This is a genomic window from Nonomuraea sp. NPDC051191, assembly GCF_044455665.1.
Taxonomy (GTDB): Bacteria; Actinomycetota; Actinomycetes; order Streptosporangiales; family Streptosporangiaceae; genus Nonomuraea.
In genome coordinates, this window is sequence record NZ_JBITEZ010000012.1 from 232,292 (window position 1) to 249,970 (window position 17,679).

General features: G+C 69.3%; 14 protein-coding genes. 4 read left to right on the forward strand and 10 right to left on the reverse strand.

The genetic code is table 11. The annotated features are described in order from the left end of the window. Positions 1-12: 12 nt before the first annotated feature. Complete coding sequence (locus ACIA8R_RS33070) at positions 13-3,972, forward strand: S8 family serine peptidase (RefSeq protein ID WP_397041886.1); 3,960 nt, start codon at positions 13-15, stop codon at positions 3,970-3,972. A 133-nt stretch (positions 3,973-4,105) separates the two neighbouring features. Here the strand turns inward: ACIA8R_RS33070 and ACIA8R_RS33075 are convergent, their stop codons facing one another. Further along, the gene (locus ACIA8R_RS33075; protein ID WP_364091616.1) at positions 4,106-4,411 is read right to left on the reverse strand and encodes a DUF1330 domain-containing protein; all 306 of its coding nucleotides are present in this window, start codon (positions 4,409-4,411) and stop codon (positions 4,106-4,108) included. Between the two features lie 188 nt (positions 4,412-4,599). Here ACIA8R_RS33075 and ACIA8R_RS33080 point away from each other — a divergent pair, with 188 nt between their 5' ends. After that, on the forward strand, positions 4,600-5,502 hold the full coding sequence (locus ACIA8R_RS33080) for a LysR substrate-binding domain-containing protein (protein ID WP_397041887.1): 903 nt from the start codon (positions 4,600-4,602) through the stop codon (positions 5,500-5,502). Positions 5,503-5,603: 101 nt separating this feature from the next. Here the strand turns inward: ACIA8R_RS33080 and ACIA8R_RS33085 are convergent, their stop codons facing one another. After that, positions 5,604-6,125: a hypothetical protein gene (locus tag ACIA8R_RS33085; protein ID WP_397041888.1), complete on the reverse strand. Its 522-nt coding sequence runs from the start codon at positions 6,123-6,125 to the stop codon at positions 5,604-5,606. Between the two features lie 532 nt (positions 6,126-6,657). Between ACIA8R_RS33085 and ACIA8R_RS33090 the strand changes: the two genes are divergently transcribed. Then, the gene (locus tag ACIA8R_RS33090) at positions 6,658-7,569 is read left to right on the forward strand and encodes an AraC family transcriptional regulator N-terminal domain-containing protein (RefSeq protein ID WP_397041889.1); all 912 of its coding nucleotides are present in this window, start codon (positions 6,658-6,660) and stop codon (positions 7,567-7,569) included. Here ACIA8R_RS33090 and ACIA8R_RS33095 read toward each other — a convergent pair. From ACIA8R_RS33095 to ACIA8R_RS33125, 7 genes are all read right to left on the reverse strand, one after another. After that, positions 7,523-9,577, reverse strand: a complete 2,055-nt coding sequence (locus tag ACIA8R_RS33095) for a xanthine dehydrogenase family protein molybdopterin-binding subunit (RefSeq protein ID WP_397042028.1) — start codon at positions 9,575-9,577, stop codon at positions 7,523-7,525. The genes ACIA8R_RS33090 and ACIA8R_RS33095 overlap by 47 nt on opposite strands. Next, a complete protein-coding gene (locus ACIA8R_RS33100; protein WP_364091606.1) occupies positions 9,574-10,521 on the reverse strand; it encodes a xanthine dehydrogenase family protein subunit M in 948 nt (315 codons plus the stop codon). The genes ACIA8R_RS33095 and ACIA8R_RS33100 overlap by 4 nt, the downstream gene beginning before the upstream one ends. Further along, positions 10,518-11,003: a 2Fe-2S iron-sulfur cluster-binding protein gene (locus ACIA8R_RS33105; RefSeq protein WP_364091958.1), complete on the reverse strand. Its 486-nt coding sequence runs from the start codon at positions 11,001-11,003 to the stop codon at positions 10,518-10,520. The genes ACIA8R_RS33100 and ACIA8R_RS33105 overlap by 4 nt, the downstream gene beginning before the upstream one ends. Before the next feature lie 64 nt (positions 11,004-11,067). Beyond that, the gene (locus ACIA8R_RS33110) at positions 11,068-12,261 is read right to left on the reverse strand and encodes a low temperature requirement protein A (RefSeq protein ID WP_364091604.1); all 1,194 of its coding nucleotides are present in this window, start codon (positions 12,259-12,261) and stop codon (positions 11,068-11,070) included. An 8-nt stretch (positions 12,262-12,269) separates the two neighbouring features. Then, a complete protein-coding gene (locus ACIA8R_RS33115; RefSeq protein ID WP_397041890.1) occupies positions 12,270-12,875 on the reverse strand; it encodes a class I SAM-dependent methyltransferase in 606 nt (201 codons plus the stop codon). Then, complete coding sequence (locus ACIA8R_RS33120; RefSeq protein ID WP_397041891.1) at positions 12,872-13,810, reverse strand: alpha/beta hydrolase; 939 nt, start codon at positions 13,808-13,810, stop codon at positions 12,872-12,874. Before ACIA8R_RS33120 ends, ACIA8R_RS33115 begins: the two co-directional genes overlap by 4 nt. A gap of 14 nt (positions 13,811-13,824) precedes the next feature. Then, on the reverse strand, positions 13,825-14,130 hold the full coding sequence (locus ACIA8R_RS33125) for a putative quinol monooxygenase (protein WP_364091598.1): 306 nt from the start codon (positions 14,128-14,130) through the stop codon (positions 13,825-13,827). Positions 14,131-14,325: 195 nt separating this feature from the next. On the opposite strand from ACIA8R_RS33125, the gene ACIA8R_RS33130 reads away from it, so the two are divergent. Continuing rightward, positions 14,326-14,847, forward strand: a complete 522-nt coding sequence (locus ACIA8R_RS33130; RefSeq protein ID WP_364091596.1) for a ferritin-like domain-containing protein — start codon at positions 14,326-14,328, stop codon at positions 14,845-14,847. Here the strand turns inward: ACIA8R_RS33130 and ACIA8R_RS33135 are convergent. Beyond that, positions 14,789-17,548 (reverse strand): AAA family ATPase, encoded by a 2,760-nt coding sequence (locus ACIA8R_RS33135; RefSeq protein WP_397041892.1) that lies wholly within the window; start codon positions 17,546-17,548, stop codon positions 14,789-14,791. The genes ACIA8R_RS33130 and ACIA8R_RS33135 overlap by 59 nt on opposite strands. Between the last annotated feature and the right edge of the window lie 131 nt (positions 17,549-17,679).

Genomic DNA, 17,679 nt, shown 5'->3' on the forward strand with positions numbered 1-17,679 from the left:
AGAGTTGTGCGCATGCTGTCCACCCCTCGGCGCCGCAGACTCGTGGCCTTACTCGCAGCCGCACTCGCCGTGCCGCTCGTCGCGGTGCCGGAAGCGGCCACCGCGACGACCGCGCCACCCCCGGCCGCCAAGACGGACGCGCGGGTGACCGGCACGCCACCGGTCAAGATCACGCTGATCACCGGGGACACCGTCACCTACACCAAGGACGGCAAGGGCCGCGCGTCGGCCACCCTGGAGCCCGGCGACGGCCGGGAGGCGCGGACGTTCCAGGCCCAGCAGGACGATCACGGCTACTACGTGATCCCCGCTGACGCCGGGCCTTACGTCACCAAGGGAATCCTTGACAAGGAACTGTTCAACATCGACTACCTGGCGGCCAACGGGTACGGGGACGCCAAGTCCGCACAGATCCCCCTCATCGTCCAGTACCCGCCGCAGACCAAGGCCGGCGACCTGGCGGGCAAGGCGAGGTCGCTGAAGGGCGGCGCGGAGCCGATGGTGCTGGACAGCATCGACGGCGCCGCGATCAAGGTGGACAAGAAGCAGGCCACCACGTTCTGGCAGTCCCTCGGACGGGAACAGGGCCTCGGCAGCGCCAGGTCCGCGGCGGGCGGCCTGCGCAAGGTGTGGCTCGACGGCAAGGTCAAGGCGTTCGACGACGTCAGCAACACGCAGATAGGCGCACCCGCCGCCTGGGCGGCCGGCTACGACGGCACGGGCGCGAAGGTGGGCATCATCGACACCGGGATCGACACCGCGCATCCCGACCTGCAGGGCATGATCGCCGCGGCGCGCAACTTCGTCCCCGAAGGCAGCCCGGGCGGCGGCAACCCTGACGAGGTCACCGACCGGTTCGGCCACGGCACCCACGTGGCCTCCATCGTCGCGGGCAGCGGCACCGCCTCGAACGGCAAGTACAAGGGCGTCGCCCCCGGCGCCAAGCTGGTCATCGCCAAGGCACTGAGCGACAACGGGAGCGGCAACGACTCCGAGATCATCGCGGCGATGCAGTGGCAGGCGGCCGGCGAGCACGTCCGGGTGGTCAACATGAGTCTGGGCAGCTCGAACCCGACCGACGGCACCGACCCGCTGAGCCAGGCGGCCAACGAGCTCACCGCCCAGTACGGCACGCTGTTCGTGGTCGCGGCGGGCAACTCGGGCCCCGGCCGGTACACCGTCGGCGCTCCCGGCGCGGCGACCTCGGCGCTCACCGTCGGCGCGGTGGACCAGGCCGACAAGGTCGCCTCGTTCTCCAGCCGCGGTCCCCGCCTGAGCGACGACTTCGCGATCAAGCCGGAGATCACCGCACCCGGCGTGAACATCATCGCGGCGCGCGCGGCGGGCACCTCGCTGGGCTCGGGCAGCAGCATCCCGGGCGGCGGCCCGATCGACGACAACTACACCGCGGCGTCCGGCACCTCGATGGCCGCGCCGCACGTCGCGGCCGCCGCCGCCATCCTCGCCGCGCAGCACCCCGACTGGACGTCCGAGCAGCTCAAGACCGCTCTGACGGCCACCGCGAAGCCGGGCGACGACCCGCTCTACGACCAGGGCTCCGGGCGGCTGGACATCGGGCAGGCCGTCACCCAGCAGGTCTTCGACGACCTGGCGACGGTCTACGCCGGTTTCAGCGACCCGTACACCGGCCAGACGCTGACCAGGAAGGTGACCTTCCGCAACACCGGCAAGGAACCGGTCACGCTGAACCTGTCCATGACGCTGAAGCACGGCGACGCCCAGCCGCCCTCCGGGATGGCCACGCTCAGCCCGTCGTCGCTGACCGTCCCCGCGGGCGGGTCCGCGAGCGCGGACCTCACCATCGAGCCCACCCTCGGCGACCCGGGCTGGTACGAGGGGCGCCTGACGGCCACGGCGGGCACGACCCGCCTGACGGCGCCGATCGCGTTCCGCAAGGGCGCCAGGACGGACACCGTGCGCGTCAGGTTCGTCGGCCGGCCGGAGTGGACGGTGCTCCAGAACGTGCTGTCCGCCGTGCGCGTCAGCGACACCGACCCGCTCCTCGAAGGGGAGCCGATGACCACGGACGTTCTGGACTGGCGGACCACCGACACGCCGGGCACGCTGGAGACCGAGCTCAAACTCGCTCACGGCGGCGTCTACTCCCTCAGCGCCACGCCTTCGTGGTTCACCAAGCCGGACCGGCAGATGCAGTACTCCGTGCTGCTCGCTCCCGAGATCAAGCTCGACGGCGACACCACGGTGACCCTCGACGCGACCGACGTCGAGCCCATCCAGGTGAGCACGCCGCGCCCGTCAGAGCCGGTGTTCACGAACGTGATGGCCGCCCGTACGACCGCCTCGGGCCAGATGTACGCGAGCGCTTCGCTGCTGAGCTACCAGGTGCTCAACAGGGGCAAGTACTGGGTCACGCGGGTGCGGAAGGCGCCCACGGTGGGCACGTCCACGGTGCTCTTCGACCAGATCCGCCGCGCTCCCGAGGTCGAGCTGGCCGTGCCGGGGCTCCGGCTCAACCCCCACTACATCAGCGAGCACGACGCGCTGGTGCCGAAGTTCGCCGCCGACCGGCGGCTGAGCCTGACCACGGGCGACGACATGCGCGGCGGCGCGGACGCGCGCGGCAAACTCGTCTTCCTCCCGGCCAGGGACGCGCTCGACCCCTTCCTGGCCGACCTGGACCTGGCCATCAAGGCGGGGGCCGCGGGCGTGGTCACCAGCGACCGGTTCGCCTGGATCCTCCATGACCCCGCCTACGCGGCGCAGAACAGGATCCCGCTGTTGTGGATCGACAGCGGCGAGGCCGACGAGCTCGGCAAGGCCCTGGCTCGCAAGCCGTACCCGAGCGCCGGCCTGCACGTCACGCCCACCACCCCGTTCGAGTACAAACTGGCCTATTACATGAAGGGGACCACAGCGGGCCGCCTGAACTTCGCCCCGAAGGCCCGCGACCTCACCGAGGTCGCGACCACCTACCACGCGCAGTTCCCGCCGCCGGCGGGCACGTGGGGGCCGGACGCGAACTTCATCGAGGCCGACCACACCTACTCCCCCGAGCAGCGCTTCAGCATCCGCGGCTCGCACAGTTTCACCGGGCCCACGACCAGGACCGAGTACTACAACGCGGCCGGCCGGGACGTGCTGTGGGGGCGTGACTACGCCTTCTTCGACCTCACCACCTCGGGCGAGGCTCGCGTCGCCAGCTCCCTGCGCGGCTTCGCCGGCGCCGCCAAGGAACGGGAGGACTGGAACGAATCCATCGTCCCCTCCCAGTTCACCACCGGCCCCGACCTGCCGGACTGGGTCACCTCGGCCGTCTACTGCGACGGTTGCCGCCAGGGCGACCGGCTGCGGCTGCGCGCGCTCACCTCGCTCGGATACGGCTACTACTCCGACGCCTCCAACCCGGGCCACATGTACCAGGGCGCTCCGGGGACCGAGGAGATCCACCTGTTCAGCGGCACCACCGAGGTCAAGCCGCAGTACGACGACATGGGCCTGCCCTACTACACCGTCCCCGCCGGGTCGGGCGCGTACCGGCTCACGGACTCGTGGAAGGACGGGTTCGCCGGCAAGCACTCCGGCACCGGCGTCGAGACCACCTGGACGTTCCGGTCCGCCCGTCCGACGGGCGACAGCGCCCCGCAGCCCTGCCTGGACACGGTGCTGTGGGGTGACAAGCAGCCCTGCGCCCAGGCGCCGCTGATCCACCTCGCGTACGGGCTCGGGCTGCCGGAGAACGACACCGTCCAGGCGGGCAAGCCGTTCACCTTCACCGTCAAGCCGCAAGGCGGCAGGTCGCCGTCGCTGCGAGGAGTCTGGATCTCCGCCGACAAGGGCGCGCACTGGACGGCTGCCACGGCGGTGGCCGGCGAGAAGGTGCTCGTGCAGAACCCCGGCGGGCCGGGCAGCATCTCGATCAAGGTCGAGGCGAAGGACAAGGACGGCAACTCCGTCCAGCAGGTCCTCGCCGACGCCTACTCCGTGAAGTAACCGCCGTAGCGGGGGCAGAAACATTCTGCCCCCGCTACCGCCCGGAGGCGCTCAGGGTACGGCGGCGGCCATGGACGCCGTTGACGGTGTGCGTATCAGGTGACGGATGCTCAGCGACGGCTGGGCCCGCCGGTCAGTCGTTGCCTTCGATGATGCGGAAGTCGCGCTCGACGCCGTCGGGGAAGGCCACCAGCGCCTTTTGGTATGCCTCGCTCTCGTATGCCGCGACGGCCTGTTCAAAGCTGTCGAACTCGATCAGAACGACGCGCTGCGTGATTCCGGCCTCGTGGGCGACGACTCGACCGCCAAGGGACGGGAGGAGGGCCAGGTTGCGCCCGCCCCCGGCCTGGACGGCCGGACCGGCCAGCTTGTCGTAGGCAGCCAGCCGCTCAAGGTCGGAAATGACGGGGTAGACACTGACCCAGTAGCCCTTGGCCATGGAAGCCTCCTATGTTCGGCCGGACACGTCCGACTGCGAATTGACACTCAGATCGATCGATCCCGGCGACGGGTAATGCGGTCGGCTGAATCGTCATATGCGCAGGTTAGGGCTGTATGTGCGATCGAGGGAAAGACCGGTTCGGGATAGGCTCAGAACGGATCGTTATCAATCGGCAGGGAGGGCGCGTGGCGCCGGATACGGTGAGCCTGCGGTACTTCCTGGTGCTGGCGCAGGAGTTGAACTTCACCCGCGCGGCCGCACGCATCGGCATCGCACAGCCCGCACTCAGCGCCCGGATGCGCCGATTGGAGGCGGAACTCGGTACGGCCCTGCTGGTCCGCAACACCCGTACCGTCGTCTTGACCAGGGCCGGTGCGGCTTTGGCGGAGTCCGCGCCACCCGCGCTGGCGGCGCTGGACCGGGCATGGGACACCGCCCGGAGCGCGGCGGCCGGTGAACTGGGGACGCTGCGCATCGGATACAGCCTCAGCACCGGGGCCGAGACGGCACCGGCCCTGGTGGACAGGCTGATGCGCGGCAGCAGCGGACTGGAGGTCGGCGCGGTCCCGATGGCGACACCGGAGATCTCCCCCGCGGTCGCCGACGGCCGCATCGATGCCGGGATCACCCGCGGTGAACAGCCGGGCCGTGGCGTGCGCCGGTTCCTGCTGCGGCGTCAGCGCGTCGGGGTCCAGCTGGCGCAGCACCATCCGCTGGCCGAACGCCCGGAGATCGAGATCGCCGACGCGGCCGCGTATCCGCTGCGACTCCCGGACCGTGCGGCCAACCCCGTGATCCACGATCAGCTGTCCGCACTGTTCCGAGACGCCCGGCCACACCCCCGATTCCACACGCCCGCAGTCTCTTTCGACATGTCTCAGCACGACCTGCGCGACGGGGTCACCCTCGCCCCGGCCGGAGAAGCCGCGGTCATGACACAACCGGCCGGTCTCACCTGGCGACCGCTGCGGGGCGCGCCCAGCCTGACGATCCACCTGGTCCTCCCACGCGAGCCGTCGCCGCTGCACCGCCGCATCCGTGCCGTCGCCAAAACCCTGGCGCACGAGCTGCACTGGCTGCCGGACTGACGCGCAAGAGGTCAAGCGAGAGACGGACGCCTGCGCCGGCGAGGCCGAAGACCTTGCGCCCGGCGGACTTCGCGGTGATGACCACGACGGCGGTCTTGCCGTCACCGGCCGCTCCCGGTCTCCAGGTCGAGGTCCTCGACGTTCAGCGCCAAGATCTCGGCCGCTCTGACCGCCGTTTCATAGAGCATCCGCCACAGCGCCCGCTCACGTAGGGGGATGTCGCGGCGCGAGAGCAGCCGGTGGATGGTGGTCTTGGCCACGGCGCGGGTCTCGTCGGCGGTCTCCTTGCGGCGTTCGGCGTCGGCCGGGACCGACGGTGCGGCCCAGTGCTTCTTGGTCTGGCACCAGGACTGCCAGGAGGCGACGGCGGCGCGGTTGCGGTTCCAGGTCGCTGGCGCGCTCGCTCCCCACAGCTCGGCGAGTGCGGTGCCGATCTCGGCGTCGGTCACCTCCGCCAGCGGCCGGTCGCGGCCCAGCCGGTCGATGACGCGGTCGATGGCCGAGGAACAGGCGCGGTTAGTGTTGGGGTTCGCCGTCCGCTGCGTGGCCAGGAAGGTGGCGGCGGCCGCGGCGAGGGTGACGTGCCCGCCGCGCAGCGCGGAGACTTTCGGGGCGGTGCTCATGCCGGCCGCCCCGTAACGTTGGCGATGTACCGGATGACGTGCCGGAGTCGCGCACCGCCCCGGCGAGACGTTCTCCAGGTCGTCGCGCCGCCATGATCGCTCATGAACGTGATAAAGATCGTTATCGCGTACATCTAGGTGATCACGCTCTTACCTCGACGGCCCCTTATACCGCGCCGCTCTGTGGGCCTGGGCCTGCCGCGAACTCATCGGCATCCGAGACTGGCGAATTGGCTCTCGCCTCCGGCATACGGTCGGCTGCGTGCGAGAGCGTCTGGGACGGCCACCCCTCACCGGCGCCCTGATCAAACTCGACAGATCAGCTGGCGGGTCAGTCATACGGACACTTCTCACTGAGCAATACGAAGCCCACATCGGACCTGCGCACCCGTGAAGGCACTGCCGTTGAGTGCCCGGTGCTCGCCGGGCCTTGAGGCGAGAGATCCACCTGCACCGGCTTTGATGTCGTACGTCGCCAGCGGTGTCATCGCTCCGGTTGTCGCCGAACCTTCTGCGGTGTTTGGATGGGATCATGGCCCTCGATGAGCTGCGCGATCTCCTCAATCGCCATGCTCGACCCGATCTCAGGACTCCCATCGAGGATGTCCTGATCTTCAAGGCCGAACAGCCTCGACCGCCAACACCGACGACCTATGGCAAGGTACTGGCGGTCGTCGCCCAGGGCACGAAACGTTTCGCGCTGGGCGACCATCTGTACGAGTACCGAGAGGGTCAATATCTCGTCGCCTCGGTCGACCTGCCGGTGACCGCGCATTTCGTGAAGGCCAGTCCTGACCTGCCGGGGCTCGGCGTCGGGTTGACCCTGCACCCGACGGCCATCGCCGAGGTGTTGCTGCAGGTCAGTCCAGGCGACCTGCCGGACCTCGGCGACGACGCGCCGTTCGGCCTGGCGGTCAGCAACGCCTCCGCCGAACTCCTCGACGCCGTTGTCCGCCTGCTGCGTCTGCTGGACCGGCCCAGCGACATCACCGTCCTCGCGCCGCTCGTCAAACGGGAGATCCTCTGGCGGTTGATCACCAGTGATCAGGGCGGGATCGTGCGCCAGTTCGGGCTTCCCGACAGCAGGCTCAGCCACATGGCCCGCGCCGTCCAGTGGATCCGTGACCACTACGCGCAGCCTTTCCGCGTCGAGGAGGTGGCCAAACTGGCGGGAATGAGCGTCTCGGCCTTCCACCGCAACTTCCATGCCGCCACCGCGATGAGCCCGATCCAGTTCCAGAAGCAGATCCGCCTCCAGCAGGCGAGGCTCCAGCTCGCCGCGGCCCCCGGTGACATCGCCGCCGTCAGCCGCCGCGTGGGGTACGACAGTCCGTCACAGTTCAGCCGTGAGTATCGTCGCCAGTTCGGCGTCCCGCCCAGTTGGGATGCCATGCGCCTCACTCCAGCACGCGATCGAGACGGATCGGCAGGGACCGTTGTCTGACCCCGGTGGCGTGCCAGACAGCGTTCACGATCGCCGCTGCCGTACCGACATTGCCGATCTCGCCCGCGCCCTTCATGCCCAAGGGGATGCCCGGTTCGTGGCCAGGCACGAAATCGGCTTCGATGTCGGGCACGTCGGCGTGTGCAGCGATGTGATAGCCGGCGAAGTCGGCGTTGACATGCCGACCGGTGACCGGATCGCGCATGCCCTCCTCGTGCAGGGCCATGGAGAGCCCGCCGATCATCCCGCCGATGACCTGGCTGCGGGCCAGGAGCGGGTTGACCACCCGGCCCACGGCGAACATCCCGAGCAACCGGCGCACCCGCACCTCGCCCGTTGCCGGGTCGGCGGTCACTTCGGCGAAGACGGCGCTGTAGGCATGGCGTTCGCGATCTGCGAGACCGCCGAGCGACTGGGTCGTGTCGATCGTGACCGTCCCGCGCCACTCCTGGCCGCGAAGCTTCTCCGCGGCCTCGGTGATCGCCCAGGCCCAGGACGTGGTGCCCCGAGAGCCGCCGGCGCTCCAGGCGGGCCCGAGGTCGCTGTCGGAGATCCTGAGCCGGATCTGCTCCGTGGCGACCTCCAGCGCGTCGGCGGCGATCGCGGTGAGCGCCGTGCGAGCGCCGGTGCCGAGGTCGGTGGCGCCGATGGCTACCGTGAATGTTGCGTCCGCCTCGGCGGTGATGGTCGCCGATGAAGGAAAGGCCCCGGCGCTGAACGAGGTGGCGGCCAGGCCGGTGCCGACCAGCACGGATCCCTCCCGCCGTAACCGCGGCCGATGATCACGCGTGCCCCAGCCGAATCTACGGGCGCCCTCGCGCAGGCACTCGACCAGGTTGCGGCTGCTGAACGGCAGGCCGGACACCGGACCGGTCGCCGGCTCGTTGCGCAGCCTGAGTTCGAGCGGATCGATGCCCAGCCGTTCCGCCAGTTCGTCCATGGCGGATTCGAGGGCGAACGATCCGGGCGCGGCGCCCGGTCCTCGCATCGAGTACGGCGGCAGGATGTCGAGCGGGACCGCGGTGAGCCGGGTACGGATCGCGCGCGCCGCATAGAGCGTCTTGGTCAGCTCCGTACAGCCCTCGATGTACTCGACCAGCGGCGAGATCTCGAAAGCCGACTCATGCCAGATCGCGCGCAGGCGGCCGTCGGCGTCGGCGCCGATCCGGATCCGCTGGTCGGTCGCCGGCCGCATCGCGGTGGTGAGGAACACCTGGGTGCGCGTGAGCGTGACCCGCACGGGCCGCCCGAATCGCTGCGCGCCCATCGCGGCCAGGATCAACTGCGGCCCGCATAAGCCCTTTGACCCGAACCCGCCGCCGACGTGCTCGGTGCGGATTCGCACCTTCTCCAGGCTCAGGGAGAAGAGCGTGGCCAGGGTGGCGGCAATGACGAACGGTCCCTGGTTGGAGTCGATGGCCTCCAGCCGCTCGCCATCCCACCACGCGGTCGCCGAGTGCGGCTCCATGGCGCTGTGATGTTCCTCGGGCGTGCGGTAACGCTCCTCGACCACCACCGAGGACGCGGCCAGTTCCGCCTCCACGTCAGCGACGTCCACGGGCCCGTCGAAGATCGTCGACGCCGGGCGGCCCGCCGGATGATCGGCGGTGAAGCCCGTGTCGTGCGGCTCCTCGTCATAGGTCACCGGCAGAGCGTGAGCCGCCGCTTGAGCCTGCTCGAAGGTCTCGGCCACGACGAGCGCGACAGGCCGCCCTGCGAAGGGGATCACCTCGTCCTGCAGCAGTTGCAACTGGCCGTCCGGGCCGAAGAATCCCCCGGCCTTCGGGTTGAGGCGGGGCGCGTTGCGATGGTGGATCACGCCCAGCACGCCGGGCAGGTCGCAGACCGCGCCGACGTCGATCTCTCGGATGCGGCCACGAGACACGGTCGCCAGAACGACCGCTCCGAAGGCCAGGCCCTCGATCGGGATGTCAGCCGCGTAGCGGGCGGCCCCCGTGACTTTGGCCGGGCCCTCGATCCTTGGCTGCGCGACCCCTACTGCCTTCATGGCTGGAGCTCCTTCAGCACGATCTCGATCAGGTTGCGCGCCAGCGGCACCTTGTAGCCGTTGCCGGACAACGGTTCGGCAGCCGACAACTCCGCCTCGGCGGCGGCGCGGAAGCAGCCTGGATGGTCCACGAGAAAGGCTTCCGCCGTACGGCAACGCCAGGGTCGTGACGCGACACCGCCGAGCGCGATCCGCACCGAACCCTCCAGATCAAGGCCCGCCGCGATGGAAACGGTGGCGAAGGCGTACGACGCGCGTTCGCGGACCTTCCGGTAGCGCGAGCGCGGCGAGGCCGCGCGCTCCGGGAGGATGACCGCGGTGATCAGTCCCCCCGGCGGCAGCGCGGTCTCCAGATGCGGGGTGTCCCCGACCGGCAGGTAGAACTCCGCCAGGGGGATCTCGCCGGGACCGTTGAGGGTCTCGTAGCGCACAACCGCGTCGAAGGCGGCCATCGCCACCGCCATGTCGGAGGCGTGGGTGGCCACGCAGCTCGGCGTCCAGCCGAGGATGGCATGGTTGTGATGCACTCCGGCGATCGCGGGACATCCAGAGCCTGGGACCCGTTTGTTGCACTTCTGCGTGGCGAAGTAGGCGCACCGGGTCCGTTGCAGCAGGTTGCCGCCCACCGTGGCCATGTTGCGGAGCTGGCCCGACGCGCCGGCCAACACGGCCTGGCTCAGGGCCGGGTAGCGCCGCCGTACCTCGAGATGGGCTGCGAGGTCGCTGTTGGTCGTCATGGCGCCGATGACCAGTCCGCCGTCCGCCGCCTCGCTGATGCCGTCGAGCGGCAGTCGCCTTACATCGATCAACCTCGTGGGAGCTTCCGCCCCTTCCTTCATCAGATCGACGAGGTTGGTGCCGCCGGCCAGGTACCGGGCTCCGCCGCTACACGCTGCCAGCGCGTCACGGACGTCTGTCGCGCGCTGGTAGGCGAATTCCTTCATCGCCCCGCCTCCGTTTCCAGCACCGCGCGCACGATCGACGGGTAGGCGCCGCAGCGGCACAGGTTGCCGCTCATCCGCTCACGCACTTCGGCCGCGTCCAGTACCGGTGCCGGGCCGTCCGGTGTTACGTCGGTGGTGACCGCGCTGGGCCAACCCGCCGCGTGCTCGGCCAACATGCCGATGGCCGAGCAGAGTTGCCCGGAGGTGCAGTATCCGCATTGGAAGCCGTCGAACCGGATGAAGGCCCGCTGAAGCGGCAGCAGCTCGCCGTCACCCGTCAGGCCCTCGACGGTCGTGACATCGGCACCCTCGGCGGCCACTGCCAGCGTCAGGCAGGACACGATGCGCCTGCCGTCGAGCAGCACGGTGCAGGCGCCGCACTGGCCGTGGTCGCAGCCCTTCTTGGGGCCGGTGTGGCCGATGTCCTCGCGCAACGCGTCCAGCAACGTCGTTCGATTGTCGACGTCCAGCCTGTGCGCCATGCCATTGACGTGCAGGGAGATCTCGCTGTGGTGGTGGTTTGTCACTGTCCTTCCTTTCTTAGGTCTACGGAAGCAGCCCCGCACCGTTCGGACGATCCCCAAAGCTCGCGCGTCCTTGTCCGTTCCTGCTCTCGGTGACGATCAAAGCGACCAGGATGACCACCACGCCGGCCAGCCCGGCGAGCGGCGGCAGATCCATGGCGACCGCCGCCACCGCAAGGAGGACGCAGGCCACCACCAGGTAGCGCCAGGCCAATGCGCGGCGCATGCGGAGCCTGAACAGCAGATGTCCGACGAGGCAGAGCGCTGCGCCGCCGTAGAGCGCGAGCGCGGAGAACACTCCCAAGGATTCGCCGTCGCCGGTGTGGGCGACCACGGCCTCGATGCCCAGCGCCGTGAGCAGGATCCCGGCGATGATCGGGAAGTGCAGGTAGGTGTAGGCCTCGACAGCCAGGATGACCTGCCCCTCCCCACCCAGCCTGCTGAGCCGCTGCCCAGCCGCGTGGGCGGCGACGTCGAAGTACAACCACCACAGACACACCGTGACGCCGATGCCCAGGATGGCCGCGAGCAGCAGCGGCACGGTCGCGGGCTGCCCAGCGGCACCGACCCCGACGGCGATGACCGACTCGCCGATGGCCAGGATGATGAACAGACCATGCCGCTCGGTCAGGTGTGCCGGGCTGTGCAGCCGCCAGTGTCCGCGCCTGGCTGTGAGGTAGATCCCAGCCCAGTCCACCAACAGGGCGACGGAGAACAGGAGCACCTGCGTCCAGCCGCCCAGTAGGGTCCCGGATATCAGCAGGGCCGCGCTCGCCAGCAGCGGCAGCCAGGTGATGGCGATCTGGCGTCGCAGACCGGGATCACCCTGGGCGGCCACGTCGTAGACCGCGAGGTGCACCGCTCGGACCAGCAGGTAGGCGCCCACCCAGACGAGGGCGCCCAGCCCGCCGTCCCACGCCTCCGGGATGGTCAGGCCGACCACGAACATCGCCGCCATCGCGACGACCATTCCGCCCCGCAGCAGACCCACGTCGGCCCGCGAGTGATTACCCAGCCAGGTGTAGCCGGACCACGTGCCCCACAGCAGGGCCAGCATCAGCAGTCCCCGGTACACGCCGCCGGCGTCGTGCTCGCCCGCCATGAAGCCGGTCAGCTGGGTTATCGCGAAGACATAGACCAGGTCGAAGAAGAGCTCGAAAGGCGTCGCCCGATGATCCTCTCCAGTCGGGCGAACGGCCTTGCCCTTGCGCAGCATGGCCGCTCCTAGACCAGGGCCGGGACGCGGGGTCTGCGGCAGAAATAGACGAACGCGGGTGGCAGGTTGGCCCACACCATCCGGCTGACCACGACCTCCTCGAATCGCCCGCCCAGAGCCCGCCGTAGCCGCCGGGCCGGCGGCGCCCAGCGTGTGTGCGCATACGCGAAGGTGGTGAACACGCCGTGCCGGCCCAAGACGCCGGTGAGGGCATCGAGCAGGTCGTGCTGCAGGCTCGGGTCGAACGCCACCCAGGGCAGCCCGCTCACGATCACGTCCGCACAGTGGTGACCGCGCTCCGCCAGCACTTCGCGGAGATCCCGGGCGTCGGCCACAGCGACGTCGACCTGCGGGTATCGGGTGGCGAGACGCTGCGCGAACCGCTCATTGACCTCTACGGCCAGGTGGTGGCCACGTCCGTCGAGCCGACGCTGGATCGCCGCCGTGAAGGCACCCGTGCCGGGACCGAGCTCAACAACCAGCGGGTCACCCTCTCGTGGTACAGGCGCTGCGATCAGGTCGGCCAACGGCTCGCCACTCGGCGCGATGGCGCCGACGGTGAAGGGAGAGCGGACGAATTCATGGAGGAACGCGACGCGGTCGTGGACCTTCATCGCGCAACTCCCTCCGACAACCCCAAGGTGCGGACAAGCCACTCATTTCGCGTACGGCGAGCCGACATCGAGACATGCGCCTGCGGATAGAGCGCGTCGAAGCCGTGGAATCCGCCGGCCCAGATGTGCAGCTCAGCCTGGCCGCCGGCAGCCCAGATCCCGCTCGCGTAGGCGACGTCCTCGTCGCGGAACACCTCAGCCGTCCCGGCGTCGATGTAGGTGGCCGGCAGGCCGGACAAGTCGTCGGCGATCGCGGGTGACAGGTAGCCGGATACCTCCCCGCCACCGATGACCGATCGCCAGCCGAACTCGTTCATCTCGCGGGTCCAGACTCCGGGCTCGCCTGAGTACTGGCGGCTGGAGACGGTGACGTTGCGGTGATCGAGCATGGGACAGATCAGCACCTGCGCGGCGATCGAGGGCGCGCGACGGTCACGTGCCATCAGAGTGAGCCCGGCGGCCAGGCCACCGCCTGCGCTGGCTCCCGCGACGATGACGCGGTCCGGGTCGATGCCCAGCTCGCCGGCATGCTCGACGACCCAGAGCAGGCCCTGATAGCAGTCCTCGACCGGGATCGTGCCGGTGGCCTCGGGAGCCAGCCGGTACTCCACTGAGACGACGACGGCGCCGAACAGGCTGAGCCAGTCCAGGGGGATGTCGATTTGCGAGAAGCGATCTCCCATGACCATGCCGCCGCCGTGGACCCAGTAGACACACGGGGCGGGGGCAGGCCCGATCCGGGCAGGAGTGAAGATTGACAACGGGACGGGAGCGTCGAGCTCGCGGTGGTGGGCCGCGCGGCCTTCGAGGAGCTCCTCGACCGACACCGAGGGCAGCAGGCGCAACTGGGCGAGCACCTCGGAGTCGAGGCTGGACATGAGTGGCAGGTCAGCGAGGAGCGTGCGCAGCTCGGGGTCGAGGTCGGGACGGGCCATGGTGGTCTCCTTCTTCACAGGACGGCCTTGCCGCCGACGGGAACCTCATCGGTGTACTGCGACTCCCCGGCCAGCAGCGGCCGCAGCGCAGCCACGAAAGCCTGGGCCTGCTCGGTCGCGAAGAACCTGGCATGGGCCTCCTGGCTGGCCCAGCCCTCGGTGACGTAGACGGTGTCCGGGTCGCCGGCCGAGCGGCCGACCAGGAAGACGAGGCAGTCGTCGTCCGGCAGGGACGGCGCGTCGAGCAGGGCCGCGATCAGGTCATCGCCCTTGCCGGGCTGCGCGGTCATGGAGGCGTGGAAGCCGTGGCTGATGGTCATGGGCCCACTTTCGGCGCCGCCCCGCCGTACGACATCAGTCATTCGACTCACGGGATGGCGACCGTGACCTAATCACTCAGGCAGTTAGGTCGTTTGACAGATGCCTGGTCCGGGCGCGTGCCCGACCATCGACAGGTGACGAGTCCTCCAGAGCCACCAGCCGTCCTACGCGCACGCGAGGTCCGTGATCGGGCATTGTTCGACCTGACCGACGGCCCGGTCACACCGTCGAACCGCGCCGAGCTGACAGCGGTTGCGCACCTGCTGAACACCTTGCTGTCCAGCTTGGTCGTGTCCTCGCTTCAGTTCGAGCAGCACGCGCTGCTCGTCCGCGCGCCGTCACACCGGCCGGTCTCGGAGTTCCTGTACGGCTGCGCCGACCGGGACCGAGCCGGGACGCGACTGCTCGCGAACCGCATCGTCCAGCTCGGATTCACCGCCGGCTATGACCCGCAGCACCTGTCAGCGTTGTCGCGCGTCACCTTCCAGACATTCGCGGACGGCGACCTCACCGGCGTCGTGACGCAGAACCTCGTGGGTGCTCGGATCCTGGTCCAGACCTTGCAGGAGGCGGTGCGCTGGGTCGGGGCCGACGATCCAACCACCCGGCGCCTGCTGGAGCGGTTGCTGGAGGACAAGGAGGCGCAGGCCGACCAGCTCAGCGCGGGGCTTCAGGATCCGGTGAGAGCGCGTCCCGGAGTCCGGCACGAGACGTGACGCCGAGCTTGGGGAAGATGCGGTACAGGTGCGCGCCGACCGTCCGGTGCGAGAGATACATCCGTTCCGCGATCTGCTTGTTGGTCAGGCCGCTCGCTGCAAGCCGAGCGATCTGCAGCTCCTGAGCCGTCAGGGCGATCAAGCCGGCCGACGATGCGTCAGCCGGCCGGTGTCCGGCGGCGCGCAGCTCGTTCCGCGTGCGCTCAAGCCAGGGCTCGGCGGTCATCGCGGCGAAGCCGTCGCACGCTGCGAGGAGATGCCGACGGGCCTCCGATGCCGATCTGGCCCTGCGCAACCTCTCACCGAGGATGAGCCGGACTCGCGAGGCGTCCCATACCCACCGTTCCGCGGCAGGACTCGACAGCAACGACTCCAACCGCGCCTTTGTCTCGTCGTCATCGAACACGAGGAACTCCCCTGCCGCCTGAATCAGCGCCATCCGGGTCGACAATCCGGCCACGCCGGCGGCCTGCATCGCCTCGACGTGCGCCCGGGCTTCGACCGTCCTACCTGTCCGAACCGCTGCCTCGACGAGATCGAACATGACCCACATGCAGTGGGGTACGTACGCGGCGAGGACACCGGGCGGGCTCATCGCCGCGGCGTGGTGGAAGGCCCGGTCGAAGTCTCCCTGGCCGAGCGCCGCGAGCGTCCGCGGATGCTGCGCGAACAGGGCCGCAGCCGTCACACCGCGAGGTAGTGCCCAGTGGGTGATCTCGTCGGCGAGCGCGTACGCCTCGTCGAAGCGTCCCCGCCCGGCGGCGAGGATTGCCCTGTTGTACAGGAAATACCAGGCGAAGAAGGAGTAGCCGCTGGTGTCACAGATCTGCTGTCCCTCGCGGGCGAACTGCTCGGCTTCATCCCACCGGCCCACAAGGTAGTCGTCCAGGCATAGGTGCATGAGGGCGCCAAGGTGTCGCCGGGGCGCTCCTCCCTCCCGTCCCTGCCGGACCAGCCGCCACGAGGACTCACGGCAGTCGCCCAGACGATCCAGATAGACCGAGGCCGTCCCGACCCGCATGATCCGGGTGGGGTCTGTTTCGTCGGCGAGGGTAGCGAGGACGGCCCGGCTGCTCGCGAGCCCCGACGTCCCCGTGCGGACCGGGTCAGGAAAGGTTCTGCTTGCCAGCGACAGCACGTCGGGCGGTCGTGGCTCCAGCCTCTCCAACGCGCGATAGAACGGCTCCCAGTATTCCGGGGCACTGCCGTACCAGCACAAAAGCATCAACGTATGCATGGCCTCGATGAGCGCGGGATCGCGGGCATCGTAGCGGTGCTCTGCGGTCTCGATGGCGCCGACCAGGAGCCGGTGCGCCGTGGCCACATCGCCGTCCCCGTTGAGCATCAGGAAGGCGGCCGCGTTGGCCGCGTGGAGCGAGCCGGTGGAATCCGGAGCGGCCCGCCTTGCATCGTTCAGAAGCGCCTTCGCGTCGTCGATGGCTCCGCTCGCCTCGGCGCCGATGTAGGCGGCCTCGGAAAGGCGACGCCCCCGACCGGCGTCCGTGCCGCTCAGTTCGGCTGCGCGGATCAGCGCCGCGACAGCGGCGAACACGTCGCCGCGGAGCATGGTGCGATGCGCTGACTCCTCAAGCAGCTCCGCCACACTCTCGTCCGGGCCGACGGCGGCCGCAGCGAGGTGCCACGCGCACCGTTCCCGGTCACCCGTCAGGGCAGCGGCAAGAGCGACGTGCGCCGTCCGCCGCTCCTCGTGCGTGGTCCCAGCGACGATCGCCGATCGGATCAGCGGGTGCCGGAACGCGATCCGTCCTGTGGCATCGTCCACACGGACCAGTTGAGCCCGCTCAGCCGGGGCGAGGTCAGCCAATCCGGTCTCATCCGCTAAAGCCGCTCTGAGAACCCGGACGTCGCCCGTGCCTTCGAATGTGGCCAGCAAGAGCGTTCTGCGGGTCGATTCCGGCAGGTCGGCGAACCGTGCGGCGAACATCGCCTGGAGCCGGTCACTGAGCGGGACCACCTCGGGTTGCGGACCGGCATGGGGCACCGCGCCCAGCAAGGTGGACGGCAACTCCGTCAACGCCAGCGGATTGCCCTGCGCGAGATCGAGCAACCGTTCCCGGATCCGCACCGGCATCTCCGGGAAGTTGACGTCGACCAACTGTCCGGAAGCCGCTCGATCCAGCGGCTGAACGATCATCTCGGTCAACCCGCGCGGATCAAGAAAGCTCACCGTCCCCGTCCTGGCGGAGGCCAACAGGCCAGCACGTACGCCGTCCAGACGGCGCGCGAGGAATCCCAGCACTACGGCGCTGGCCCGGTCGATCCATTGCACATCGTCCACGAGAAGGGCGAGCGACGCCTCAGTGGCAACTGTCCTGACGAGTAGGAGCGCGGCGTTGCAGACCATGAGCGCGTCTGTGGGAGTGCCGACGCCGAACCCGAGCGCCACCAGCAATGCCTCGCGCAGGGCTGGTGGCAGGCGCTCGATGTCGGCGCTGACCGGAAGGAGCAACTGATTCAGGCAGGAGTAGCTGACGTGGGCTTCGAACTCCGACCCGGATGCCCGCAGCACCCGCATATCCGATGTGATGGCCAGCTCGGCTGCGGCGGCCATGAGCGCGGACTTACCCACACCAGGTTCGCCCCACATCAACCACGCGTCGCCACGCTGCCGAGCGCTGTCGAGAAAGCTGGACAACTGTTCAAGCTCGGCGCAGCGACCGAAGAGAGCAGTGCTGGCCACAGATACCTCACGGCGTCGGTCAGTGCATGCCTGAGTCGGATACAGCTGCCGCGAGCATAACCGTCACGTGATCACGCTCAAAGGCCGCTTCCGTCTCTCTCGGAGAGAGGGCAGAATTGGGCAAGAGATTG